At 45.8% G+C, this 26,660-nt stretch carries 23 protein-coding genes and 2 tRNA genes; 2 read left to right on the top strand and 23 right to left on the bottom strand.

All coding sequences use genetic code 11. The features are described 5' to 3' along the window. Nucleotides 1-252 precede the first annotated feature (252 nt). From AS034_RS20920 to spoIIE, 9 genes are all read right to left on the bottom strand, one after another. Entirely contained in the window at nt 253-1,155 is a 903-nt protein-coding gene (locus AS034_RS20920) for a peptidyl-prolyl cis-trans isomerase (protein WP_058300026.1), read from the bottom strand. A gap of 27 nt (nt 1,156-1,182) precedes the next feature. Further along, the gene (gene hslO / locus AS034_RS20915) at nt 1,183-2,061 is read right to left on the bottom strand and encodes an Hsp33 family molecular chaperone HslO (RefSeq protein WP_058300025.1); all 879 of its coding nucleotides are present in this window, start codon (nt 2,059-2,061) and stop codon (nt 1,183-1,185) included. Between the two features lie 22 nt (nt 2,062-2,083). Next, on the bottom strand, nt 2,084-2,851 hold the full coding sequence (locus AS034_RS20910) for a type III pantothenate kinase (RefSeq protein ID WP_162266047.1): 768 nt from the start codon (nt 2,849-2,851) through the stop codon (nt 2,084-2,086). A 483-nt stretch (nt 2,852-3,334) separates the two neighbouring features. Continuing rightward, a complete protein-coding gene (gene ftsH / locus AS034_RS20905) occupies nt 3,335-5,311 on the bottom strand; it encodes an ATP-dependent zinc metalloprotease FtsH (RefSeq protein ID WP_058300024.1) in 1,977 nt (658 codons plus the stop codon). Between the two features lie 126 nt (nt 5,312-5,437). After that, nucleotides 5,438-5,986 (bottom strand): hypoxanthine phosphoribosyltransferase, encoded by a 549-nt coding sequence (gene hpt / locus AS034_RS20900; protein ID WP_032085197.1) that lies wholly within the window; start codon nt 5,984-5,986, stop codon nt 5,438-5,440. 3 nt (nt 5,987-5,989) lie between these two features. Further along, on the bottom strand, nt 5,990-7,396 hold the full coding sequence (gene tilS / locus AS034_RS20895; RefSeq protein WP_074440099.1) for a tRNA lysidine(34) synthetase TilS: 1,407 nt from the start codon (nt 7,394-7,396) through the stop codon (nt 5,990-5,992). Nucleotides 7,397-7,462: 66 nt separating this feature from the next. Beyond that, nucleotides 7,463-8,455, bottom strand: a complete 993-nt coding sequence (locus AS034_RS20890; RefSeq protein ID WP_058300038.1) for a protein kinase domain-containing protein — start codon at nt 8,453-8,455, stop codon at nt 7,463-7,465. Next, nucleotides 8,424-9,164, bottom strand: coding sequence for a VWA domain-containing protein (locus AS034_RS20885; RefSeq protein WP_032085199.1), 741 nt, complete (start codon nt 9,162-9,164; stop codon nt 8,424-8,426). Before AS034_RS20885 ends, AS034_RS20890 begins: the two co-directional genes overlap by 32 nt. Before the next feature lie 97 nt (nt 9,165-9,261). Continuing rightward, nucleotides 9,262-11,754: a stage II sporulation protein E gene (gene spoIIE, locus AS034_RS20880; RefSeq protein ID WP_032085200.1), complete on the bottom strand. Its 2,493-nt coding sequence runs from the start codon at nt 11,752-11,754 to the stop codon at nt 9,262-9,264. Nucleotides 11,755-12,037: 283 nt separating this feature from the next. Here spoIIE and AS034_RS20875 point away from each other — a divergent pair. Both AS034_RS20875 and AS034_RS20870 read left to right on the top strand, forming a co-directional pair. Further along, nucleotides 12,038-12,114, top strand: a tRNA-Met gene (locus AS034_RS20875). Nucleotides 12,115-12,124: 10 nt separating this feature from the next. Further along, nucleotides 12,125-12,196, top strand: a tRNA-Glu gene (locus AS034_RS20870). Between the two features lie 88 nt (nt 12,197-12,284). On the opposite strand, the gene AS034_RS20865 is transcribed toward AS034_RS20870, so the two are convergent. From AS034_RS20865 to AS034_RS20800, 14 genes are all read right to left on the bottom strand, one after another. After that, entirely contained in the window at nt 12,285-12,755 is a 471-nt protein-coding gene (locus AS034_RS20865) for a DinB family protein (RefSeq protein ID WP_032085201.1), read from the bottom strand. Nucleotides 12,756-13,260: 505 nt separating this feature from the next. Beyond that, nucleotides 13,261-13,683: a S1 domain-containing RNA-binding protein gene (locus AS034_RS20860; protein WP_032085202.1), complete on the bottom strand. Its 423-nt coding sequence runs from the start codon at nt 13,681-13,683 to the stop codon at nt 13,261-13,263. Between the two features lie 92 nt (nt 13,684-13,775). Continuing rightward, on the bottom strand, nt 13,776-14,150 hold the full coding sequence (locus AS034_RS20855) for an FtsB family cell division protein (RefSeq protein ID WP_032085203.1): 375 nt from the start codon (nt 14,148-14,150) through the stop codon (nt 13,776-13,778). Between the two features lie 44 nt (nt 14,151-14,194). Beyond that, nucleotides 14,195-14,842, bottom strand: a complete 648-nt coding sequence (gene yabQ, locus AS034_RS20850) for a spore cortex biosynthesis protein YabQ (RefSeq protein WP_032085204.1) — start codon at nt 14,840-14,842, stop codon at nt 14,195-14,197. Further along, the gene (yabP, locus tag AS034_RS20845; protein ID WP_032085205.1) at nt 14,839-15,141 is read right to left on the bottom strand and encodes a sporulation protein YabP; all 303 of its coding nucleotides are present in this window, start codon (nt 15,139-15,141) and stop codon (nt 14,839-14,841) included. The genes yabQ and yabP overlap by 4 nt, the downstream gene beginning before the upstream one ends. Before the next feature lie 84 nt (nt 15,142-15,225). Continuing rightward, nucleotides 15,226-15,495, bottom strand: coding sequence for an RNA-binding S4 domain-containing protein (locus AS034_RS20840; protein WP_032085238.1), 270 nt, complete (start codon nt 15,493-15,495; stop codon nt 15,226-15,228). Between the two features lie 22 nt (nt 15,496-15,517). Further along, nucleotides 15,518-16,984 (bottom strand): bifunctional methyltransferase/pyrophosphohydrolase YabN, encoded by a 1,467-nt coding sequence (gene yabN / locus AS034_RS20835; protein WP_058300023.1) that lies wholly within the window; start codon nt 16,982-16,984, stop codon nt 15,518-15,520. A 9-nt stretch (nt 16,985-16,993) separates the two neighbouring features. Further along, nucleotides 16,994-18,616, bottom strand: a complete 1,623-nt coding sequence (locus tag AS034_RS20830; RefSeq protein ID WP_244888214.1) for a putative polysaccharide biosynthesis protein — start codon at nt 18,614-18,616, stop codon at nt 16,994-16,996. A gap of 161 nt (nt 18,617-18,777) precedes the next feature. Then, on the bottom strand, nt 18,778-19,314 hold the full coding sequence (gene spoVT / locus AS034_RS20825; protein ID WP_032085208.1) for a stage V sporulation protein T: 537 nt from the start codon (nt 19,312-19,314) through the stop codon (nt 18,778-18,780). A 607-nt stretch (nt 19,315-19,921) separates the two neighbouring features. Continuing rightward, nucleotides 19,922-23,455 (bottom strand): transcription-repair coupling factor, encoded by a 3,534-nt coding sequence (gene mfd / locus AS034_RS20820; RefSeq protein ID WP_058300022.1) that lies wholly within the window; start codon nt 23,453-23,455, stop codon nt 19,922-19,924. A gap of 128 nt (nt 23,456-23,583) precedes the next feature. Then, nucleotides 23,584-23,814, bottom strand: coding sequence for an anti-sigma-F factor Fin (locus AS034_RS20815; RefSeq protein ID WP_032085210.1), 231 nt, complete (start codon nt 23,812-23,814; stop codon nt 23,584-23,586). Between the two features lie 135 nt (nt 23,815-23,949). After that, nucleotides 23,950-24,507 carry an aminoacyl-tRNA hydrolase gene (gene pth, locus AS034_RS20810; protein WP_032085211.1) on the bottom strand — a complete coding sequence of 186 codons (558 nt, stop codon included), beginning with the start codon at nt 24,505-24,507 and terminating at the stop codon, nt 23,950-23,952. Nucleotides 24,508-24,588: 81 nt separating this feature from the next. Beyond that, nucleotides 24,589-25,242 (bottom strand): 50S ribosomal protein L25/general stress protein Ctc, encoded by a 654-nt coding sequence (locus tag AS034_RS20805; protein ID WP_032085212.1) that lies wholly within the window; start codon nt 25,240-25,242, stop codon nt 24,589-24,591. A gap of 448 nt (nt 25,243-25,690) precedes the next feature. Beyond that, nucleotides 25,691-26,650, bottom strand: a complete 960-nt coding sequence (locus tag AS034_RS20800) for a ribose-phosphate diphosphokinase (protein WP_032085213.1) — start codon at nt 26,648-26,650, stop codon at nt 25,691-25,693. Between the last annotated feature and the right edge of the window lie 10 nt (nt 26,651-26,660).

The raw sequence follows: 26,660 nt of genomic DNA, 5'->3' as shown, positions 1-26,660 counted from the left end.
CCATAAATACGTATGGGCTTTGTTCAGAGGCGTTTGGCATAAGATGAATTGCTGTGAAGGCGTTTTTGCCTTCTTGGGTTTAGCTTATGGCATCTATGCCCTGAAGCTGGACAAAGAAAGACGCAGGGTCTATCTCTCGTGAGCACGCATTTCTCTTTTCCTACTCTATTCACCATATATCCCTACTATGATTCGTTAAACCCCTTATGTTTATGTAAATGGAAAAAGACTGGCCGCTAAGCCAGTCTTCCATCATTGTTCCGTGCCGTAAAACCATTCCACTTCTGCTTCATCCCAGAATGCTTCAGGCGTAAGCGGTGTTTCCACTTGTTCCATCGCAAGCTGGCGGCGGATCTGATCTTTTACGTCTTTATAACTGTATTGTCTTTCTTTTACGGTATCTTTTAAAAGATAAATGACATAATCTGATCCCGTTTTCACCGGCTGACTCCATTTGCCTTTCTTGGTGGATTCGAGCTCCTTCACCGCTTCAGGTGATAAAAGCTCTCCCTCTGCAGGCACATAGCCGATGTCCCCGCCCAGATTGGCACTCCCGTCATCGGTGGAACGCTCCATTGCCAGGACATCGAAGCTTGAGCCGCTCTCTAATTCCTTGATGACCTGCCCGGCATCGGATTTGTCTTTTACTTTGATTTGTTTCAGGTTGAACATTTTAGGGATCGAGTACATTTCTTCATTTTGGGTATAGAAGTTTTTCATGTCTTCTTCCGATATTTCTACATCCTTGGTCAGCAGCTCTTCCAGCAGTAAGTCGGTCCTGATCTGGGCTTTGACCGTTTCCTCGTCTGCAGTGAACTCTTCATCGAAAGAGTCATACGCAGAGCGTATCAGATCAAATTCTTGATCGACTTCTTTATCGGAAATGGAAACATTATACTTCTTCGCAGCTTTGTCGATCACTTTTTGATTGACCAGCTGTCTCAGCTCCTGTTCGCCGTACTTTTGTTCAAGCGTATAAAGCCAGTCTTCCCTGGTGACAGAATCACCGCCTACCGTGGCAACGACCTCGCTGCCCGCACTGATTCCGCCAACACCCGGGGAAGCATCAGGTTTCAACCATAAAAATAAAGTGATGATATTCGTCACCAGCAGTACGGCCGCAGCAATCAGAAAAGGTTTTGGTTTACGTTTCATCGATTGTGTGTCTCCCTGATTTTTTTACTATTTCGCTTCGTTTTTAAGTTCTTCCAATTCTTTCCCGGAAAACATATATGTCTCATTACAGAAGTGGCATTTCGCTTCTGCTTGTCCTTCTTCATCGATCATATCCTGAATCTCATTTTCACCCAGGCTGATGATCGCATTGGCAAAACGGTCTTTTGAACACTTACACTGGAATGATACCGGCATCGTTTCAAGGACCTTCACTTCACCTTCTCCAAGCACTTCTTCCAATATTTCTTCAGGAGTCAGGCCTTTTTCAATCAGCTTTGATATCGGCGGGATTTTTGACAATCTTTCTTCGATCTTTGTAATCGTTTCATCGTCCGTACCCGGCATCAATTGCAGGATGAAGCCGCCTGAAGCAAGGATTGTATTGTCGGGATTGACCAATACTCCGACTCCGACAGATGAAGGCACCTGTTCTGAAGTCACGAAGTAGTAGGTGAAATCTTCGCCCAGTTCTCCTGAAACAATCGGTACCTGTCCTGAGAAATGATCTCTCATTCCGATGTCTTTTACGACCGAAAGAGTTCCTGATGTACCCACCGCACGACGGACATCGAGCTTTCCATGTTCATTCAAATCAAAATGGACATGCGGGTTGGAGACATATCCCCTCACTTCACCCTTGGCGTTGCTGTCTACGATGATGGCACCGATCGGACCTCCGCCTTCCACCTTGATCGTCAGTTTATTTTCTCCCTTAAGCATCGCGCCCATCATGACACCGGCACTGATGGAACGGCCAAGAGCAGCTGAAGCTGTCGGCCAGGTGTCATGTCTTCTCTGCGCTTCGCCGACAGTATCTGTACTTTTGACGGCATACGCTCGCACTTGCCCATTATAAGCCAGGGCTTTCACTAAGTAGTCGCTCATATTCAAGCTCCTTTCCTTTTTCTTAATTCATGTTTCGTTTATAAATCAGTTTTAATCCTTTAAGGGTAAGGAACGGATCGACGACATCGATTGTGTTCGATTCTTTGGATATCAACGTCGCCAGTCCCCCGGTTGCAATCACGGTCGGTTTCTTTTTACTTTGGGATTTCATCCTTTGTACGATTCCCTCAACTTGTCCTACATATCCATAAAGGATGCCGGCCTGCATCGCGGTTACCGTGTTCTTTCCGATGATGTTATCCGGACGGGCGATTTCGATCCTCGGTAACTTTGCCGCCTTCGAATAAAGGGCTTCAGTCGAAATGCCGATTCCGGGCGCGATCGCCCCGCCCATATATTGTTTTTCCTCGTTGATGTAGCAGTAAGTAGTCGCGGTACCGAAATCGACGATGATCAGCGGCCCGCCGTATTCATGGATGCCGGCAACCGCGTTCACGATCCGGTCTGCACCGACTTCACGGGGATTTTCATATTTGATATTCAAACCTGTTTTGATCCCGGGTCCGACAACAAGCGGCGTGACATTGAAATACTTTTCGCACATGCGCTCCAGACTGAACATGATTGGCGGAACGACGGACGAAATGATGATGCCGTCTATTTCTTCGAATTTCAAGTCTACATGCTGAAAGAGATTCTTGACCAGCATACCGAATTCATCTTCGGTTTTGTGCCTGTTGGTTTCAGATCTCCAGTGATATTTTAAATGGTCGCCTTCATAGACGCCATAGACGATGTTTGTGTTCCCTACGTCCATTACAAAAATCAATATTCTCACCTACTAAGCGTATTGTTTTACACACTGCCAACATCATACCATATCTAATAAATAATAGGTAAGTACAAAAACTGAGCGGTTGAGCACTGCAAATTTAAAACTTAGATTGTTCTTAAATACCGCTTAGGATTTCCGTGCAAAACTTCGCTTTCCGCGGGTAGCCCGTGAGCCTCCTCGTCGCATTCGCTCCTGCGGGGTCTCACTTGTCCAGCTGCAGGGCTTAGAGGCACATGTCATAAGCCAAACCGGCCAAGAAGACAAAGAACGCCTTCGTGGCCGATTCGTCTTATGCCAGCCGCCTCTATACAAAGCCCTTCCGCTTTTCTAATTAGCTACTCTTCCCGCAGGAGTCTCCGTCTTGCACTCCAATCAACGCTGGAGCCGGTTTTAATGAATGTTTTGTGTTGTGCAACCCGCCATTGTGAAATGAATATAAAAAAAGACTGCACCCGTTACAGGTACAGTCTTCTCTTATTATACGCGATCTGTTTTGTCAGGATCGTCGTTTTTTGGTGTTGTGTCTGGTGTTTCTGCTTCGATCACGTTTTGTTCGTTTTTCTTTTGGATGTTTACCTTTACGTCACCGTTGTCTGTTTTGTCAGATTCGTAAACGCGTTCAGGCAGTTTTCCGTGATCGACGAGGTGTTTGATTTGGGCTGCATCGAGTGTTTCGACGTCAAGCAGCGTTTTGGCAATCAGTTCAAGCTTGTCGCGGTTCTCGGTGAGAATCTTCTTCGCACGTGCATAGCTTTCTTTGATCAGGCGCTGCATTTCCGTGTCGATTTCATGAGCGATGGCATCAGAATAGTTTTGTTCACTATTGATGTCACGGCCCAGGAACACTTGACCGCCTTGCTGTGAACCGAATTGAAGCGGTCCGAGCTTGTCGCTCATACCGTATTCGGTCACCATCTTGCGTGCAATACCCGTTGCACGCTGGAAGTCATTGTGGGCACCGGTGGATACTTCGCCGAAGATGATTTCCTCTGCGACACGTCCTCCAAGCAAGCCCGTGATTTTATCAAGAAGCTCAGGCTTTGTCATAAAGTAGCGATCTTCTTTAGGAAGCATGACGGCATATCCGCCAGCCTGACCGCGTGGAACGATGGTCACTTTATGTACCATATCCGCTTCATCAAGTATGACCCCGATCACCGTATGGCCGGCTTCATGGTAAGCAACGATTTTACGTTCTTTTTCAGATATGACGCGGCTCTTCTTAGCTGGCCCTGCAATGACGCGGTCCGTTGCTTCGTCGATGTCACGCATATCGATTTTCTTTTTGTCCTCACGGGCTGCAACGAGTGCTGCCTCGTTCAGAAGATTCTCAAGGTCGGCACCGGAGAAACCAGGGGTCCTCATGGCGATTGCCTTCAAATCAACTGTATCATCAAGCGGCTTGTTGCGGGCATGTACCTGCAGTACCGCTTCACGGCCGATGACATCCGGGCGGTCAACCGTAATCTGACGGTCAAAACGTCCTGGACGAAGTAATGCCGGGTCAAGAATGTCCGGTCTGTTCGTTGCGGCAACGATGATGATCCCTTCGTTGGCTCCGAAACCGTCCATTTCAACAAGAAGCTGGTTAAGCGTCTGCTCACGTTCATCGTGGCCTCCGCCAAGTCCCGCTCCACGCTGGCGTCCCACTGCATCAATCTCATCGATGAAGATGATACAAGGCGCATTTTTCTTTGCGTTTTCAAATAGATCACGTACACGTGATGCACCGACACCGACAAACATTTCAACGAAGTCAGAACCACTGATGGAGAAGAACGGTACTCCCGCTTCTCCTGCCGCTGCTCTGGCAAGCAATGTTTTACCGGTACCCGGAGGTCCTACCAACAGCACCCCTTTAGGTATGCGTGCACCTATTTCAGAGAATTTACGCGGATCCTTAAGGAATTCCACGACTTCTACAAGTTCCTGTTTCTCTTCATCCGCTCCTGCTACATCTTTAAAGCGGACTTTCTTTTTCTCTTCACTGTAAAGCTTCGCCTTGCTCTTACCGAAATTCATGACTCGGCTTCCGCCGCCCTGAGCCTGGTTCAGTAAGAAGAAGAACAGTATGAAGATGATGACAAATGGAATGATCGTTGTAAAGAACGATACCCATCCGCTTGTTTCTTTGGCCTGCAATACATTTACATCAATACCCTGCTCGGAAGCTGCAGCATTGATTTGGTCCATTAACTTGCCATCGGTTGTAAGGACATAGGTTAAGAAGGATTCTCCTTCTTTAGCACCTTTCAGTTCTCCTTTTACCTCATATACACCTCTTCCAGGCTGAATGGAGAATGATTCGACTTCCCCTTTTTCAAGCTGGTTGATGAACGTGCTGTATTCGATATTTTTGGTTGGTTCGTTGTTGTTACTGAAATAACTCACCACACCTATAATGACTAAAAAGACCAGTAAATAGAATATGGTGTTACGAAAGATCCGGTTCATCCCTTACCTCCTCCCACGGGTAAACAAACTAACTAAAATAGTATCATAGTAAATCATGGCATTACAACAAATAGGCCTTGATGTTTTCCGTTAAAACGAATAGAATGATTCCTCTTTAGATTACGCTTATTCACCTGTTGTATACACTTCAGGTTTCAAGACACCGATGTAAGGAAGATTACGGTATCTTTCCGCATAATCCAGACCGTAGCCAACGACGAATTCATCCGGAACGATAAAGCCGACATAGTCTGCTACGATGTCCGCTTTGCGGCCGGACGGCTTATCTAAAAGTGTGACGATGCTGATCGATTTCGCTTTGCGGTAGCGGAATAATTCTACAAGGTAGCTCAGCGTCAAACCGCTGTCGATGATGTCTTCGATGATCAGGATGTCACGGCCTTCAACTTTTGTATCCAGGTCTTTCACAATCTTGACTTCACCGGAAGAAACAGTGGAGTTCCCGTAACTTGATACGTCCATGAAATCCATTTCCATATGTGTGTCCATGCGTTTGCACAGGTCAGCCATGAATGGCATTGCACCTTTCAGCACACCGATGGCGAGTGGGAATTTATCTTGATACTCCTCTGTCAGCTGCGCCCCTAAATCCTTGATTTTTGCCTGAAGTTCTTCCTCTGAGATCAATACTTTTTCAATATCCTGATTTAACAATGTTCAACTGCCTCCTAGAAGATGATTGCTTGTAAATTGTAATACTAAACTATTTTCCCGGGCTTCTCCTAAATCGTATATTGACTTTTTTATGCCTGGAACCCAGAGGATGTTATCCTCGGCATCCGTGACAACCGGCCACGCGTCGCGCAAATGGCGAGGGACCTTTTCATCAATGAATAAGGATTTAAGCTTTTTTGTCCCATTTAAACCCTTGATTTTCAATCGATCCCCTGTCTTCCTCGTCCGGATGGATAACGGGAGCGCTGTATCCCCTCGATGGAGATAAATGCAGTCACCGCCGCTTGAACCGCGGACTTCTGAAGAATCCTTGAGAATAAATTGATAACCGCTTGGAAGTGTGAGAGGTGTATGTTCCTTTAACTCATAGCAATAAGGGGCTTGACCAGACTCTAATTTCCCAAAGTGAAAATAACAGGTGTCATATGCCCTTGTTACTGTGAGACCTCCAGGTAAATCCAAGCTAGCATTAGGTGAATTTCCTCTTAATATACCCAATACATCGTAAATATGTATAGTCGATAAAGAAGATGGTCTTAGTTTGTAAAGATAGTTTAATATTAGATTAATCCCTCTTCTTTGTAAAGGCTCAGCCATTGCAAGGAAGCCTTCGATATTCAATACCGAGAAAACCTCAGTATTATTCCATACTTTATTCAACTTTACCCGTGTTAATTCCTCTAAAAACTCTTCATCTTCTGTTATTTCTTCACTAAATTGTTGAAATTGATGATGGACCTGGGGGTTTTCTTCCTTCAGGAAAGGAATGACCGCCCTCCTGAAGCGGTTCCTTGTGTAGAGATCTTTTTCATTGCTGGGATCGATGCGGGGTGTGAGTCCGTGCTCCCGGCAGTAGTCCCAGATTTCCTTTTTGGTCACAGTCAGGAATGGACGGATGATCATTCCCCTGTGGAACTCGCGCTTATACGGGATGCCTGCCCTTCCCTTTCCGGCAGAACCCCTGGTCATCCTCATCAAGATCGTTTCCATCTGATCATCCCCGTGATGGCCGAGTGCCAGCTTGTCCGCTATGGCTTCCTCCATGACTTCCCGGAGGAACCCATACCGGACATTGCGGGCGCTTTCCTGCAGACTGCCCGATTCGTCTTCCATGACTTTCCCGACATCAATTCTTTCACTGTAGAAAGGGATGTCCCGCTTTTCACAAAAGTCCTTAACAAAAAGGAGCTCCTGATATGACTCCTCTCCCCGAAACATATGATCGAGATGAGCAGCAATCACTTCGGCTCCCCATTCTTTTCTATTCACATGAAGAAAATGAAGAAGGGCCAGCGAATCCGGTCCTCCGGAGACGGCTGTCACGATCCGGTCGCCTGCTTCGATCAACCCATGACGCTGTATGAAAACTTTCACCGTATGCTCAAACATGTTACGTTCCTCTTCCCGGGCTCTTTTTCCTCATTGTAACAATTTCAGCGCTCCGCTACTACCAATCTACATCAGCTCTCCGTATATGTATAAGACATAAAGAAGGGAGACGATCATGACCACCAGTACCGTTTCAAGGAAGTGGCTCGATTTCTTCCTCTGTTGCTTCTGTACCCTGCTCCGCTGGGAAGCCGGCTGCCTCGGAGAAGATGAAGCGGCTTTTACCGCTGGACCGGCAGAGTGAGCGCTTCTTCCATGCGAGAGCCCGTTCAACAAATGAATTCTCATCTCACCCGCTGTGCGGAAACTACCCTCCAGCGCTTTTTCAATGGTGGGCTGAAACTTGCTCAATTGGTCATTCGATGCAATTGCCTTCCTTAATTGCTGCATATTCCCCGTTCCGGTCTTATTGAAACGCTGGGGATAGGCTAGATTAATTAAGATCATACCCACTGAGAAAAGATCATAGGTAGGTTCTGCTTTCCTGGAACCCCCGAGCCAGTAACCCCGGTCGAAGAACTCGGTGAATTCCTTTATTGCCCTTCCCTGTATCGTTGTCCCGCCGACATCGATACAGCGTATCCGGTAAGGCGGCCCTGTCACAATCAGATTCTCCGGCTTGAGATCACCGAACACCCAGCCTTCCTGATGAATCCGCTCAAGGTCAGAGAGCAGCTGCGCAATCAGGACACCTGTCCATGAAGGCCCTTTCGATTGTACAAAACTTAATAGATTCATACCCTGTATATATTCCATCGTATAAAAATGAATGATGACGCCCCTGGTCTCCCAGTCATCAACTTGATGAAGCTTAGGTCCAAGGGGAGTTCCCTGGACCTTGGAAAAAGACTTCAATACGTTGACTTCCGAAGTGATGGAGACATTGCTGTCACTCATCTTCAATGCGAGGTAGCCGGAGGCGCCCTGCACCAGATAGACCATTCCGTTGGCGCCATAGCCCAACTCTTTCACAATCGTATAAATATGTTTATACCATTTTCCGCGGATCACCGTCCCCGCAGGGAAATTAAATGGTTTCTTCGAAGTATTGTTCATCATCGCCACGAGAGAGCAATCCCCTTAATGAACGTTTTTTCTTGAAGTATGTCAGAGCTTCAGAAATGGCCGGACCCGTCGGGGTGATACCGCCTGGGGACAACTTAGAGAAAATACTCGTAAGTGTTTCGAGTTTAGGTGTCCAATCCAGCAATTTTTCGACATCCTGTCGTTTCCCGGGAAATACAAACACTGAAAATTTGTTGTCTCCCATTCTCGCATTCAGGCTTAAAGACAGATCCAGCAAGGCTTCCTTGACCGTCGGAAGCTTATGCTTCATGCTCGCAGACGTATCGACAAGAATCAACACTTCCATGTCCACATTCTCGCCAAGCTCATCCACCACTTCCATCACTTCTCCGCGCTGGTCGGGAGGTAATTCTTCCATCGAAGCCGATTTCCCGAGGATCTGTTTCAGTTCATTATTCACCAATCCCTGCAGCGTCTGGGTCATCGCTTTCCTCGTGACCATCTGGACCGTCTGGGACAGCTGCTGGGCATAGACAATCTGGCTGACCCCGCCGCCTGACAGGGCGATCCCTTCAATCTCCTGCATGCCGTTATCATCAATCACATCATTATCCATTACACCGATTACATTGACCGTGATCCCCTGCTCCTTGGCGAGTGCCGCCATGGCAATCGGGTCTTCACCCTGGTTCGAACAGCCATCCGTTAACAATAGAATTTGACGAAGTGTACCTGTCTTCATCAGACTCCCCTCCTAATTCAAAAGATGGTATCATCTTCGCCGAATCAGGAGAGATTTATACTTCAATTCACTATATTTATAGAGAAGACCGCCTTTCCTAGGAGATTCTTTTCTTATCCTTTTCATATGGTTTCTGCACTGGAATCGATGACCATTTCGGGATATTATGTTTGATCTTCGATACCATGATCGTCATATCATCCTCTATCAGACCGGAACTTGAACGTATCACTTCCTCCATGAGTATATCCGCCACTTCTTGAGGGTCATCCGTTTGAAGTTCCGTCACTTTGCGTTTCATCCAGACATCATAGTTCTCTACATGCTTCGGCCCTTCAAAGGCACCGTCGCTCATCATGATCAACAGATCGCCCGCTTTCAGTTGTTCGGACACGACATCCACATCGAAATCATGCTGCAGCATCCCCATCGGCAGGTTGCTGGCTTCTATTTTCATCACTTTATCCCCGCGCTTAATAAAGCTCGGTGTGGAACCGATCTTCAGGAATTTAGAGGATGCATTTTGAAGGTCGATCATCGCCAGGTCCAGTGTCGAGAAAATTTCATCATTCGTCCTGAGTGACAGGATGGAATTGATGGACTTGATCGCCACCTCCTCCTCGATTCCCGATTCAAGTATCTTTTGAAGCAGCCTGAGCGTTTCGTTGCTCTCATAATGGGCTCGTTCCCCGTTCCCCATTCCATCACTGATCGCAACCGCAAACTTCCCGGCACCAAGTTCAATCATCGAATAACTGTCACCCGATACAAGTCCCCCTCCTTTGGCCGCATGCGATACACCTGTATCGACCACGAATTTCTTTGCCGACCTGAATGTCATCTGACAGTACCCGTTCGGAAATTGGGCACAATCCTCCTTAAACAGGATAATATTTTCCCCAACGATATCCGAAAGCATCGGAGCAATCAGTTTCTCCCCCTGTCCATGTCCCCCGCAGTAAGGGGTCGTAATATCTATATCAACATTCCCCTGTTCCAGATTGTAAATTTCAATATTCTCTATATCAATCCCGAATTCATTGATACTCGAGAGGATATGCTCCTCCTGTATAAAATGATTTTCCCTTTCTCTTTGAATCTCTTTCGCGAAATTGCCCATGACTTCTGAAACACCCAGTAATTGATCGGCTACTAATCTCCTGCTCTCCTTTACTTGTTTTTTCAGTTTCAAATTGGCCTGGTAAAAGGTCAGTTCCTGATAAATCGTATCCTGCAGCTTCTTTTCTTTCGTACAATGCTTGTCCAATTCCCGGTGAAGGCGCGGATTGAGCGGTATTTTCCCCTGGTCGAACTCATTCATCACATCTTTCATCAGATTATAGGTTTTATCGAAATTCCGTGACCAGCATTGATCTTTTTTAAAGCATGTCTGACACGTTTTTTCCGTGACATTGCTTAAAAAATAGTCAAACTCCTTATCTTCCTCCTCTTCAAATTGGTCTTCGATTTGCTGAAAACTCTTCGATAACGCTTGAAACACAGACGAAAACTGAGTGACCCGGTTTGCGGTCACATCTCTCACTCTTCTCATATATCCCTGCTGTTCCTGCTGATATTCAGGTGTACCCGGGATATGTTTGGCTATTTTAAGGGCCAGACTCTGCGGTGTTAAAAACAGCAAGAGAATCGCCACTCCGGATTCATACAATGTTTTTGTCAAAACAGTATCACTATCTCCGTACATTCCCATAAGCAGGGTAGCGATCAGTAAACCGATTGCCGCTCCAAATTTCTTTCCTTCTTTCATCAATCCGCCCAGAAGTCCAGAAAAAGCAAGCAAACTCATTTGATAAAAGCTCGCAACACTTGCCAGACTGAAAATCAGACCGGTCACGACCCCGACAGTCGATCCGATTGTAGCCCCTGCCACAAAAGAGAATAACAGCACCAGGTAGCGGGACAGGATGTGTTCGATGGACAAACTGTATACAGCCCAGCCGATCGTACCTGTCATGATCGACGCGAGCAGGATGATCAGGCTGACCACTTCTTCTGTTTTGAGCGACCGCCTTCTCCGCTGTACGGTCACAAGCGGTATACTTTGTATGAAAATATAGGTTAATAGAAAGGCAAGAGTTGCCTCGATCATGGCCATGACCCCGTTATAGATGGTCAGGACCTGATCTTGCTGGATGTAATTGAAGGCAAGCTTCACACTCAGTGCAGTGAATAACACATAAAATGCTACATATTTAAGTTCATTTTTATGATACTTCTGCGTTAACCGGAAAATTAACAGGAATAGTATCGTACTTGCAAACGTATACGTAATACTAGAGAAAGATAATGTGACGGCCCCTGCGAGCAGCCCCAGTAAAGCAATCGGGGATTTCTCCCTCCGGACAAGGTAGACAGACGCAAAGAAAGGCAGGGCAAATGGAGTCAAATGTGACAGAATGAGTGCCCTTCCCAATAAAAATCCGATGATGAACAATGCGATCCCTTTTTGTACAAACAGCCATTCCAATTTGGAATAAACCGACTTGATTCCTTTGGAAAATTCCAGTCTAGTGTGTTCAATGTCTACATTTTGAACAGGTTCTATGATTGACTGATCGGCTTTACCCATGTAACAAACACTCCCCATTTACTTTTTTGTCTAGTATAAATGGGACAAGTTCAGAAGTTTGTCAAAATGAGGGAATGAAGCCCAAGAATGTTTCGACGGCATTCTAGCGAATACGTTATAATATTCTGATAATTTCACTCTCTACCGGAGTGTTTTTTTCCAATTTGCTCCTATACGCAAGACGCAGACTGACTTGAAGGAATTTTGACAAATTCTTTTTATAAATTCTGTTGACAAGATTTTTGTTTGTATGTATTATAGATTTTGTGCTTAAAACACATATGGCGGTGTAGCTCAGCTGGCTAGAGCGTACGGTTCATACCCGTGAGGTCGGGGGTTCGATCCCCTCCGCCGCTACCATATTTTTTTAGGCCCGTTGGTCAAGCGGTTAAGACACCGCCCTTTCACGGCGGTAACACGGGTTCGAATCCCGTACGGGTCATATTAGAAAAGCGGAAGCGCCCTAAACTGAGTTTGGCGCTGAAGGTAAACAATAAAAAAGACTATCCGATTCCGGATAGTCTTTTTTATTATGCCTTCTCTTTGCAAAGCGTCTCTTCGATCTGTTTCTGGTGATGCTTGTCATGCCAGATGAAATCGTCAAAGAACTCGCTCAGTGTATAGTGATGGTCATCCACTTCAAAGGATAGGCCCAGCTGCGACTCCTCCAGGCCGTCAATAAAATGAAGGATGGACTTCCGCGTTTCAATGCCCTCCTCCAGAAGCCGTTCCTGGGTGACCCCGCCGTGGGCATATTCTGCAGCTTCCCTGTTAAACGGGTCGAAATCCGGAAATGCAGAAAGGACAGCCCCTTCCGACAGGTTCGGCAGTATATTCTCAATAAGATAAGCATCCCATTTTATGATATGCGAAACATTTGCAGCGATCGACCATTTCCCTTCTTCCATCGGTGCGAACCATTTCGCCTCTTCTATATCCTTCAATTCCTTCATCCACAAAATAAAATAGTCATGATGATTGAGAAGTTCTTCCCTATTCATATTAACCCCACCCCGTTTGTCTGTTTACAAACATATATTCGGTGGCGGGGAATAGAACTCCTTTTTATAGTATCAAAATTGTTTATATTGGCCGGCTTTTTGCATTCAAAGCTGTATTACTGCAGTATATTAGGGTATTTCCGAGAGACATTGCCCTACATACTGCAGATGTCCCCGACTTTCCTTCAAAACCAAAACCAGACGATGACTTTATTATCGAAAATCAAAGTTTTATTATCGAATTCTTAACTTTTATTATTGAAAAAGCGAGTTTTATTATCGAATAGCTTATTTAAAAAAAATATATGATCGATACCTTCCTGCTTATTATTGAATTGACTTTTTTATGATCAATCAAGCTTCTGTATTATCGAAATCAAAATCGATAACCGCGCCATGACCGTTCCCCTTCACACAAAGTTGCACACAAAAAAACAGGCACACTCAAAATGAATGTGCCTGTTCCCTGTCTTACAACCTGCTATATGAGTTAATAGACAGCAAGTTAGCCTCGTTTCGCTCCTCTTCCGCCGCGTCGCGATTCAGTGTTTTTCTTTAAAGATGACAGACGGTCTTCACTGTCTTTCAGGAAGCGCGCCATCTTTTGTTCGAAATTTTCTTTCGTACGCGTATCATTCGGTTTGTTGTTACGCGGACGCTGAGGGCGCTGTTGGCGCTGCGGGCGTTGTGGCTGATCTTTGGCTTTACGGATGGATAATCCGATCTTTCCATCGTTTTCTACATTAATGACTTTAACCGTTACTTCGTCACCGACTTTAAGGTGTTCGTTGATATCCTTAACGTAATTGTCTGCAACCTCACTAATGTGTACCAAACCAGTTGAACCTTCCGATAGCTCCACGAACGCTCCAAAATTTGTAATGCCTGTTACCTTACCCTGTAACTTGCTGCCTACTTCGATTGACATAAAAGAAATGCTCCTCCTTAAAATTATAAAAGATAAACCTTACTATATATTATAGCCAATTAAAAAAAAGAGTGTCAATAAGACACCTCTTCTTATTCTTTCTTTTTCTCCGGTTCCGGGATATTGAATATAATTTCACCATCGTCGGATAAGAAGTAATCGCGGCGTGCTAGCTTGGCGATATAGTCGTCGTCATTGAGCTTGACAATCTCTTCTTCCAAGGCGTTTTGGTGATCTTTAAGCTGTTCCATTTTATTTTCAAGCTGTGTTTTTTCCGCGCGTTTTTCTTCTAACATTTGGGCTCTGGAAATGAGAGTCGAGACCATAAATCCACTAATTGCCAGCACTAATACAAAAAATAGGGATAATCTGCGGACCAAACGTTTTTTTCTCTTCGATGACGACTTATGTATATGCTCCTGATGACGAACATATTCATTTTCCATTGACGTAACGTTTTTCCTCATTCCCAAACCTCCTTTTTTACTAAAGACAAGAAAGGGAAAAGGCGCTATTTCTTGAAGCGCTTTTTCACCTTTTCTATGACTCTATATATTTTTTTGATATTGAACGTCATTATTCCTGCCATTTTATTATATAACTTCTCGACTCTTTTTGTAAGATAATTCGGCAATAAATTCCAAATACCTTTAAGAATCCACCAAATTGGACTCCATACGAGCTTAAACATCCATTTAAGGATGGTATAAACGATTTTAAACAGGAATGCTGCGGTTTTCCATAGCCCTTTCGCCAGTGAAAGAACGAGCGTGATCAGCAGTACCACTATCCATTTTATCGGCGAATAGACCAGCTTTTTCACCATGGAAACGAAAAAATTATAAAGTGAAATCACAAACAGGATCAGTCTTTCCAGCAAGCGGAGATATGCTTGTTTAAGCAGCGCCTGGTAGCCGGCAAACCCGCATAGAAGCGCGATGAAAATATAAAAACGGAGTTCCCCGTAGTTGACGGAAAACAGGATATAGAAAATGGCAAGTGCCTGATAGATCCAAAAAAGCAGATCATTTAAGAATACCAGCCAACGCTTCCGCTGGGACCTGTTCAGAAACCGGTTGTACGTATCCAGCGACGCACCAAATAATGCTCCCATACCGATCATTGAAAGCATGGTGTAAAACTGGGTCGTCAGGGTCATCGAAACAGCTTGCTAAAGAGTCCTTTAGCTTTCTCCGAATTGTGCTCGTCCAGATAAATCAGGTCAAACACCTTTCCTTTAATCGAGACGATCCCCTTATCGACATCCAGGTTTTTCATTTGCAAGTTCTGCCCCCGGACAGACAGGATGCCCATGACCGTTTCAAGCAGGAATTCTTCATTATCAAAGCTTTCCACCTGTTTAACGCCTGTAATATCGAGAAGCTTCCTGCCTCTCATGATGACATCATGTTCCTGGTAAGAAGTCTTGTCTTTGTTTCCATCATAGTATTGGTTCATCTTTTATCCCTCACATTCACATAGTACAAGCTTTGTACTATATGTATGTGGACAAGGGGATTTTAGAACAAAAAGAAAGCCAGCTTACTCCGATTCCTCTTTGATCCGTTCTTCGGAAAGGACGGAGTATAGACTGCTCGCCTCTTCTTTCTTGGTCGTATCAAGAAGCCTCTCAATCTTTACCCTCATCACTTTTTGTCCAAACCTCACACTGAGCTCATCCCCGACTTTTACATTAGAGCTTGCTTTCGCCTGGGTGCCGTTGACCAGGATCCTCCCCTGATCTGCTATTTCTTTCGCAAGCGTCCTTCTTTTGATCAATCTGGACACTTTTAAGTATTTATCCAATCTCATTGATACCATCTATAAAACTCCCCTACCCGATATTTTTGTTTTTCGCTTCATTCCAGAAGGAATCGAGTTCTTCCAGCGTGAAATCATCAAAGGTCTTCCCCGAGCTGTGGACTTTTTCTTCCACATAAGAAAAACGGCGGTAAAACTTCGAATTTGTCATCGCGAGCGCTTCCTCAGGAAAAATCTTATAGAAGCGTGCAACATTGACAAGAGCAAAAAGAATGTCACCGAATTCTTTCTTTATCGCCGTTTCACTACTCTTCTCCACTTCACTCTCAAATTCCTTCAACTCTTCCCATACTTTATCCCAGGCTCCCTTTGCATCCGGCCAGTCGAAACCGACCTTGGCAGCCTTTTTCTGATATTCATATGCTTTTAGGAGGGCAGGCATTCCCTTGGCCGTATTTTTGAGCATCGGTTCCTGTCCTTCCACTCCGCCTTTTTCCTGCTGCTTGATTTTATCCCAGTTCGCTGTGACCTGTTCTGCATCTTCCACTTCCACTGTACCGAACACATGAGGATGACGGCGCACCATCTTGGAAGCGATCGTCTCGATCACTTCCTCCATCGTGAACATTCCTTCATCCTCCCCGATCTGTGCGTGCAGCATCACTTGGAGGAGGACGTCACCAAGCTCTTCGACAATATGATCGATATCATCTTCATCGATTGCTTCCAGTAGTTCATAGGTTTCTTCAATCAGGTACTTTTTCAATGATTGGTGTGTCTGTTCCTTATCCCAGGGACACCCGTCCGGCCCGCGAAGAGTTGAGATGATCTCCCGCAGCGTACCATATTGCTTGAAGGAATCCTCCATCCCCTTGACTGCCGGCACATAAAGGCTTGTCAGATTACTGAGACCCGCGGTGCGGTCCAGTTCTACAAGAGGGATTCTCTCCACTTGTTCATCTTTACTGCCAGCAGCGGTTACCAGCATGACCTCATAATCGTACGGATACAGTTCCATCAGGGTAAGCTTTACTTCGGAAGCGATGAAGCCGTCATACACCTGACCGATGATGAGCTGCTGGTTCATATGGATGTCCTGAAGCCTCAGACTCGTCCCATCCAATAATTGAAAACCGTCGATCGGGTCGGCCCCCACCGATGCAAAGAGGGCATCGATAAAGCTTTGTCCTCCGCCGACCTTTACGTCGATCTTGCCTTCCTGCTGAAGCTCGAGCAGAAGCTGTACCGTTTTTTCAGCTACAAGCGGATGACCCGGCACGGCATAAACGATCGGTCCCTTTTCAGCCTGTGAGACAAGAATCTGTGTAATTTCTTCATATACTTCTTCAAACCGGTCATGCTTTTCATATATTTCATCAAAAGAATGGAACTCCACTCCTTCTGCAGTTAAATCATTGACCACAGGATGTTCCTTTGTACGTAAAAATAGCGTTTCACTGCCTTTAATAAGACGATAGACGCCCAGAGGCAGCTGCTCCAAATCCCCGGCTCCGAGGCCGACAACCGTAATCGTATTCATAAGACTCTCCTATCTTCTTTTTGAAATTGGCTGGATTTTCCCCAACAGCCGGACCCACTTGCTTCCGAACGGCAGAAAACCGATTTCATCCTCACTAAGGACATTCCCTCTCAGAAGCACAATCATAAACACCGCTCCGCCGGTCATCACTCCCCCTAAAGAGAAGACAACCGACAACGGACGCTCCGGCATCCCGGCGTTCAACATCAGGACGTACAGATACATAAGTCCCTGCAGAACAGCCGTCATTGCAGCACCGCTCGCTAAAAGCGTCAAATAAAAGGAGGGATCGATCAGCCTTATCGGAAAAAGTTTTTTTAACTGGAACACCATCAGCACCGTGATCACTGCCAGGGAAATGACGGTTGATAGGGACGCTCCCATCGTGCCGAACGAAGGGACAAGGACGGCGTTGCCCGCATATTTAAGCAGAACCCCTGCAATGATGCAATACGCCGGAAAATAAATCTTTCCGATTCCCTGAAAAATCCCTGCAAACGTCAGGATCAGGCAGCTGAAAAAAATCGAGATGCAAAAAACGGCAATGACACCGGAACCTTCTGCATTTTCGAACAGCATCGTATTCGTCGGGACAATGAGATTGATCAGGCCAAGCGATGCGGCGAATCCGATGATGATGCTGATCTTCAGTGACAATTGACTGTATTCCCTTACGAGTGATTCTTTTTTACCGATATACGCACTTGTAACAAGAGGGACAATGGTGAGGGAAATCGATGTGGCAACCACATTCCCCAGCTGCACAAAAGGCTGTCCGCGGTCATAGATCCCTTTCCACGCCTTGGCCGCACTTTCTTCCATCCCGGAAGAAGTCAATAACGCATACACGTTCAATGAATCGATGAATTGAAGAAGAATCAGCAGCATGGCGCTCACACAGATTGCCGTACCGTCTTTCAACAGCCGTTTCCAAATGGAAAGATAATCTTTCGAAAGTGTAAAGATCCCTGATGACAGCTTCTTTTCCTTTTTCAATGCCTGGAAGAAAATCAGCACGATGACCGCCGCAATCCCGCCGGTGATCGACCCGAATAATGCACCCTTTCCGACCGTGTATAATGATTGTCCCTGACCGACCAGAATGACGGAGAACACCAGGATGGTGACCACCCTGAAACTCTGTTCCGCCACCTGCGAAACGGCAGTCGGGAGCATATCTTCTTTCCCCTGGTAATACCCCCTCAGGGCCGACAGCGGGGGGAGGAGCAAGAAGGACAGCGAAATGACCTGGATGAGAGGCTTGAGATGCGGGTCCCCCATCCACCCCGCGATCATGCCTGCACCGAAAAAGACGGCCATGAACCAAACCAAGCCTGTGATACACAAAAAAAGAAAAGATGTCAGGGCAGCGTCCTTCGCACCTTCCTCATCATTCTCCTCAAGCTTCTCCGCAACAAGCTTTGAAATGATAACAGGAAACCCGTAAGTGGATAACGCGATCGCGATCCCATAGAAAGGATAAACCTGCTGATATATATAAAATCCGATGTCTCCAACGATATTCTGAAAAGGGACCCGGTAGACGGCGCTCAATATTTTGGTCACGAGCGCAGCCACTGTCAATACCATGGCGCCTTTGAGAAATTGCTTGGAGGAGTATTGCTTCCTCAACGAGCTTCCTGCCTTTCCATGTGAAACTTCCATTGAACCGGTTATGTAGAAATTAAGTTTATTTTATCATAAGTCGCTGACAGATACCGTGCAAGACTTCGCTTTCAGAGGATGATTGAAAGAAGAAAAAAAGGAGAGTGGCGGCTGCCACTCCCTCTGCATTATGATTCCATCTGTCTTGCCAAGAAGCCAGCTGCCGTTTCCACTGCCTTTTGTTCCACTTCGCCAACCGTACGATCCTTTGAGAAAATCGTCACGGCCCCGATCGGGTCTCCGTTTGCTACAATCGGAGCGATCGTATAAGAATTCAGGTCTTCTTCATGTCCATCGACAAGCTCGGCTTGTCCTTGCTGCGTGTGCAGGAATGATGTACGGTCATCCATGACCTTTTCAATCAATTCGCTGACATTTTTGTTCAAATACTCTTTCTTCGATGCACCGGCAATCGCGATAACTGCATCGCGGTCACAGATCAGGACGGCACTTCCCAAGCTGTCGTATAATGCTTCTGCATATTCCTTCGCGAAATCACTCAGTTCGCTGATCGGAGAGTATTTCTTCAAGATGACTTCCCCGTCGCGGTCTACAAAGATCTCAAGGGGATCTCCCTCGCGGATCCTTAACGTCCTGCGGATTTCTTTCGGAATAACAACGCGTCCTAAATCATCAATACGACGAACAATTCCAGTTGCTTTCATCTATAGTTGCCTCACTTTCATCAGATGATTTTTATTTAGCAAGGCATCCATTTGGTTTGAATACTTTGCCATTGTTGAGTTTAGTATCTTACATCTTAGAAGTTCTATACACATTCAGTTATTTTTTCTGTCATTTCACTAAAATGCTATTGCAGGTTACTTTTTCCAAAGTTGGCAGCTGCATTAATACTAATACCCTTATCATAGTAAAATAAACCAGTGAACGCATTTACAGTTCAGTTACAATGTGATAACGAATATTAGAGTTAAATGTCGAAAATCATCTGATTGTATCGAAAGTGACGGCTGTCAGCAAGACTTTTTCGCAAAGCACAAAGAATAATAAATTTGTTTAAATCCATAAACACCGCTGTTGATTTCCGTGGAAGACTTCGCTTTCCGCGGGTAGCCCGTGAGCCTCCCCGGCTTCGCCTCCGGGGTCTCACATAAGCTACTCTTCCCGCAGGAGTCTTCGTCTTCCACTCCAATCAACAGCTGGATATCAGTTATACATATCAAGTATTTTTAACAAAACCTATTCTAAAACAAAAAGATTTACCTCTACCCTCTATATGTTTTCTAAATCAAAATAGTTAGTAGGCTGTCATCACGAAACGTGGTTTTCTTCTTTTAGGGCAGTATCCAGGTTTTTGATGATGTCATAGGCCATGTGGAACCATTTGGATGTTTCAAGGCGTGCGGTGTTGATGGATATTTTCAGTTTGGAGCCTTCCATTCCGAGTCCGACTGCACGTCCGTGTTTGTTGCAGATATCGAATACTTTGGATCCGTCGATCCGGTTTGTTCCTTCCGGAGACATATAGATGTTTACGTTTTTCTGCTCCTGCTTGATGTTTTCCAGGTCCGTGTTTTTGGCAAAGACCTTCATCTCGGAAATGAGGAATAGGTATTCCACTTCTTCCGGATATTCACCAAAGCGGTCGAGCATCTCTTCCTGCAACTCTTCTATTTCAGGCAGTGAAGAGATCGAGCGGAATCGCTTATACATCTCAATCTTCTGATGTCCGTCCTTGATGTAGTCATCCGGGATATAGGCATCCACTTCAATATCGACTTCAAACGTGGAGGCAGGCTGTTTCGGAAGATCTCCCTTCCGTTCCTCGATGGCTTCTTTCAGCATTTGCGAATACAGATCGAATCCGACTGAGTCGATGAATCCGTGCTGCTGCGCCCCGAGCAGATTCCCTGCACCACGGATCGTGAGGTCACGCATGGCGATTTTAAATCCGGACCCGAGCTCCGTGAACTCCTTGATGGCCTGGAGGCGTTTTTCAGCCACTTCGGTCAAAACCTTGTCCTTCCGGTACGTGAAGTACGCATACGCCACCCTGTTCGAACGTCCTACCCGTCCACGCAGCTGATACAGCTGGGACAAGCCCATGCGGTCGGCATCGAAGACGATAAGTGTATTGACATTCGGGATGTCGACCCCTGTCTCGATGATCGTGGTCGTGACGAGCACATCATATTCCCCTGTAAGAAAGCCTAAGATGACCGACTCGAGCTCACTTTCACTCATCTGTCCGTGTGCGTACGCAATCCTGGCATCAGGCACGAGCATCGAGATTTCATCCGCTTTCCGTTCAATATCTTCGACCCGGTTATAGAGGAAATACACCTGTCCGTTCCGCGCCATCTCCCGCTCGATCGCCTCTTTGATGAGAGGTCCGTTGTACTCCATGACATATGTCTGCACAGGGAAGCGGTTTTCAGGCGGTGTTTCGATGACAGATAAATCCCTCACCCCGAGCATCGACATATGAAGGGTGCGGGGGATCGGGGTGGCCGTCAGCGTCAGCACGTCGATATTTGTTTTGAGCTGTTTGATTTTTTCTTTATGGGTGACACCGAATCTCTGCTCTTCATCGATGATGAGCAGTCCGATATCACGGTATTGGATATCTTTTGATAATAGACGGTGTGTGCCGACTACGATATCGACCGTTCCTGCCTTCAATCCCTTGATGGTCTCCTGCTGCTGCTTCCTCGACCGGAACCGGCTCAACAGGCCGATTTCAATCGGGAAGTCCTGAAAACGCTCCTTGATCGTTTCATAATGCTGCTGGGCGAGTATGGTGGTCGGTACCAGGAAGGCTACCTGCTTGCCGTCAGCGATCGCTTTGAAGGCAGCACGGATCGCCACTTCCGTCTTCCCGTATCCGACATCTCCGCAGAGCAATCGATCCATCGGCCTTTCTTTTTCCATATCGTGCTTGATTTCGTGGATCGACCTTAATTGATCATCCGTTTCTTCATATGGGAAGGCCGTTTCGAAATCACGCTGCATATCGCCATCCGGCGAGAACGCATATCCCCTTGCGGCTTCACGCTCAGCATACAGCTTGATCAAGTCGTCTGCGATATCCTGGACGGATGACTGTACCTTGGATTTGACTTTCTTCCACTCAGTGCCGCCGAGTTTATAAAGCTTCGGTTCTTTACTTTCAGAACCCACATACTTTTGGACAAGCTCGATCTGTTCAACCGGGACATACAGTTTATCGCTGCCCTGGTATTTAACATGAAGATAATCCTTGTGGACTCCATTGATTTCAAGTGTTTCAAGCCCAAGGTATTTTCCGATCCCGTGGTTCACGTGCACTACATAATCCCCGACTTTCAGTTCGGAGTAACTTTTGATCCTTTCAGCATTCGAAAGCTTCTGCCTTCTCGGTTTCTTTTTGGTTTTTTTATTGAACAGTTCTTCTTCGGTGATGACGGCAAGCTTCTGCATCGGAAGCTCGAACCCGTTCGTCAGGCTTCCATTGATCATCTGGACTTTGCCCTTTAATAATTTGGAACTGTCTTCGACAAAGGCTATTTCGATTTTATAATCGTCAAGTACTCGCTGAAGCTTCTTAACACGTTCTTCATCCGGCCCCAGCAGGACGACCGTATATTTCCCTTTCTTCCAGCGGTCTAGCTCTGCTTTCAGGACATTCATCTGCCCATGAAAACTCTGCATCGGTTTCGCGGACACATTGAAAATATTCTGAGGGCTTGTATTCGGGATATGGCGGAGGAACAATGAAAAATAAACCTTAGGCAGCTTCGTATTCGCCGTCAAGGATTGAAACTTATGGGACACCGAAATATCGTGGATGATTTGTCCATCCTGCAGCAGGGACGTATACCACTCTGCTTCTTCTCTTTCCAGAGATTCGCTTGTCTCCAGGATCCTGCTGTATTCGTCGAAGTAGATCACGCTGTCGGTAGGCAGATAGTCTAGCAAACTACTAGGCGTCTCGTAGGCAAGCGAGAGATACTTGAAGATTTGCTCGGGAATCTGACCGTTTTCTAGCTGCGCGATTTCGTGTCCGATGTATTCGGTCAACTTTTCTTTTACACTGTCCGTTTTTATCTTTTTCAGACTTTTTGCCATTCCGGATTCAATCTTCTTGATCAAGCTGTCCATATCCTCATAATTCATCAACACTTCTGAAGAAGGGCCGATTTCGATGGTTGTAAGCTTGTCGATTGAGCGCTGATCATCCACTGAGAACGTACGGATCGAATCGATTTCTGTATCGAAAAGTTCAATCCGGACAGGGTTCGGAAGGGTCAGCGGGTAAATATCGACAATACCGCCGCGGAGACTGAATTCTCCCGGGGTGTTGACCATCCCCGTGCGCTGATATCCCATTTGAACCAATTGATTCAGCATATCATCCAGATCGATATCTTCTCCCTGGGTAAAGGTGATTTGATTCTTTTCCCATTGTTTTTTCTCTGGAAGGATTTTTCTAAGCCCTGCGACAGGTACAATGTATACACCTTTTTGATTTTTTGACAGCTTATTCAACACCTCGATCCGCTGAGAACGCAGTTCGGGACTTGCCACACTGAGCTCTGCTGCAATCAATTCGTTGGCGGAATATAGGAATACCTCATCTTCTGAAAGGAATTGAATGAGATCGTCATATATTTTCTGGGCCTGGAAAAGATTGTGCGTGACGACCATTGAGGATTTGCCAGTCTCTAAATAAACATCGGCGATATAGGCTGTGCGCGATGAGCCTGACAGCCCTGCAACAAGCTGTTCTGATAATTGTTCATCAATTCCCGTGATGAGGGATTGAAGTTCTTCACTTTGGTGGATTTGTTTTAAAATACCTTTCAAGAATACGCTCCTCCCCGTGGATCTTTCTATCTCTATGCTATATTCGTGCGAAATGGATCTCTATAGTAAAAACAGAAAAATGCTTTGGTTCTGCCACCAAAGCGCTGTTCCTTTTCATGCTTATATACTTACTGAATGATATAATCCAGCTGATGATAATCCGGATTTCGTTGAAGACTTTCCTGGCAGTCTTCACAGATTGTGCGGACGTGGATATCTCCGTTGTCCTGATACTGAACCATATTCAGACGTTCTTCCTCAGTCAGTTTGTGGATGCCAAGTTGTTCTGAGTGGACCGACATATTGGAAATCGTACCTACATTTGTCCCGCAATGACGACAATGATAGTGGATAGCCAATTGATATCCCTCCAATTCCATTTATACGATTAGTATGAACGGAATAGAAGGGAGTTATTCAGTTGCTGCTTAGTTTTACCATTTTCAACACCGCTATTTATTTCCGCTGGGACCGGTGAAATCAATTGAAGCTGCTTAATTGAATTTATTCATGACTTCCAGAAACGGCTTATTAAACCATGTTTCACAGGCCTCAACAGAGTCGTTGATGACTTTGTCCAGTTCTGCCTGCTCGTCTTTACTGAATCTGCCGAGCACATAGTCCGGGACACTCATGCCGTTTGTTGGACGGTCGATGCCGACGCGTATCCGGTTGAAGTTCTGGGTGCCCAAATGGGCGATCGTTGACTTGATGCCGTTATGTCCGCCTGCACTGCCTTTCTGACGCAGCCTGATCTTTCCTACTGGCAGATCCAGATCATCATAGATGACAAGCAGGTCTTCTTCATCTATATTAAAATAATCCATTAACGGGACAATGCTTTCACCTGATAAATTCATATATGTAAGCGGCTTTAAAAGGACGATTTTCTCTCCGTTATAATGATAGGTACCGTAGACCCCTTTGAACTTTGATTGGTTTAAAGAGACACCCAGCCGCTCTGCGAGTGCATCCACGATGACAAACCCGATATTATGCCTTGTTTTTTCGTATTGCGAGCCCGGGTTGCCGAGTCCGACGATTAATTTCATGCTTCCACCTCATTCTGACCTAATACTACTAGGATAAACGTAAAAAGCGCAACCTGCAAAAGGTTACGCTAAAAATATTAATTATTCTTCAGAAGACTCGCTTTCCTCGCTTGCTTCAGTTTCTCTGCCTTCTTCGTTCTCAGGAACGCCGGCTTCCTGCTCTTCACCTGTAGAAATTTCTTCTTCCTGTCTAGGAGCCAGGACGGAGGCGATGGTGCGGTCATCTTCTTCATTCAATGTGACGCTGTACTTGTCACGCACATCTGCGATCGTCACGGTGTCCCCTACTTGGAGCTCTGAAATATCAACTTCGATTGATTCCGGTATATCAGACGGCTTGGCCGTGACGGATACTTCATGAAGCGGCTGCTGCAGCACCCCTCCGTCTTTAACGCCGGCAGACTCACCTGTAAGCTCGATGCGGACGTCTGCGTCAATTTCCTCAGACATGTTAACCGCAAGGAAATCAACGTGAGTGATCTGATCTTTAATATGATCCTGCTGATAATCACTTAAAATGACATTTTGTTTGTTGCCATTTACGTTTAACGAAATGATTCCGTTTCTTCCTACTTCGCGGATTGTCTTGATGAATGTGATCGCGTCGATTGCGATTGGTGTGTTTTCAGCTTTATAGCCGTAGACAACGCCCGGGATGTTCCCTTCATGTCTCAGCTTCGTTAACGTTGAGCGTTTGAAATCATCTCTTGTATTTGCTTTTAATTCTGTTGCCATGTTTAATCCAACACCTTCCCTGATCTTTTAATTGTAGAGTTCTATATATAGTAATTACCCTATTTGTGTGGGGAATAAACATGTGAATTGTAGATTTCCCCCCGTTAACAAAGCCCGTTGATTTCCGCTGCAGGTGCTCGCTTTCCGCGGGGCCAGGGGTGAGGCTCCTCGTCGCTATGCTCCTGCGGGTTGGAAAGGTGGAGGGGCTTTGCTCAGAGGCGGGTGGCGTAAGACGAATCGGCCACGAAGGCGTTCTTTGCCTTCTTGGTCGGTTTGGCTTATGACATGTGCCTCTAAGCTCTGCAGCTGGACAGTTCATCCCTTGCGGAAAGCGAAGTCTTGCACGGAAATCCAACGCGGTGATCAGAACTGAAGCATAGTAAAAGAACCCGCCTTCTCAAGTTGAGAAAACGGGTTCTTGTCATAGCACAAACACTGATATTAATTCTTAATCGAATAGCGTACTTACGGATTTTTGTTCGTAGACGCGGATGATGGCTTCGCTGATCAGTTTTGCCACGGAAAGCTGCTTGATTTTGCCGATCATCTTCTCTTCAGGCAGCTGGATCGTGTTCAATACGACCAGCTCCTTGATGTTGGAATTCTCGATGCGCTCGATTGCAGGACCTGAAAGGACAGGGTGCGTACAGCAAGCGAACACTTCTTTTGCACCGTTTTCCACAAGTGCGTTTGCAGCCAGTGTGATCGTGCCTGCAGTGTCGATGATATCATCGATCAAGATTGCCACTTTGCCGTCGATATTACCAACGATATTCATGACTTCCGCCACATTAGGCTTAGGGCGTCGTTTATCGATGATCGCGATCGGTGCCTTCAGGCGCTCCGCAAGTTTACGGGCTCTCGTAACACCGCCATGGTCTGGAGATACAATGACGATGTCTTCGTTTTTGAATCCTTTTTCCTGGAAGTATTCAGCCAAGATCGGCACTCCCATTAGGTGATCAATCAAGATATCGAAGAATCCTTGGATTTGTGGAGCATGCAGATCAAGTGTGATCACACGTGTAGCTCCTGCCGTTTCCAATAGATTTGCTACAAGCTTGGCTGTGATCGGTTCACGCGCTCTTGCTTTACGGTCCTGGCGTGCATACCCATAATAAGGCATAACGATTGTGATCGTTTTGGCAGATGCACGTTTTAATGCATCAACCATGATCAACAGTTCCATCAGGTTCTCATTGACAGGCTGAGATGTCGACTGAATAACGAAGACATCACATCCGCGGATACTTTCTTCGATATTGATTTGGATTTCTCCGTCACTGAAGCGTTTAACAGACGATTTTCCTAACTCAAGGCCGACTTCATCTGCGATTTCTTTCGCAAGTTCGTGGTTTGAATTAAGTGAGAATATTTTCAACTTAGAATTAATATAAGAGTTTGGCATGGTGGACCTC

The sequence above is a fragment of the [Bacillus] enclensis genome, assembly GCF_001456935.1.
In the GTDB taxonomy this organism is placed as follows: Bacteria; Bacillota; Bacilli; order Bacillales; family Bacillaceae_B; genus Rossellomorea; species Rossellomorea enclensis.
The sequence above is the reverse complement of the archived record's forward strand: the minus strand, read 5'-3'. Positions and strand labels throughout refer to the sequence as shown.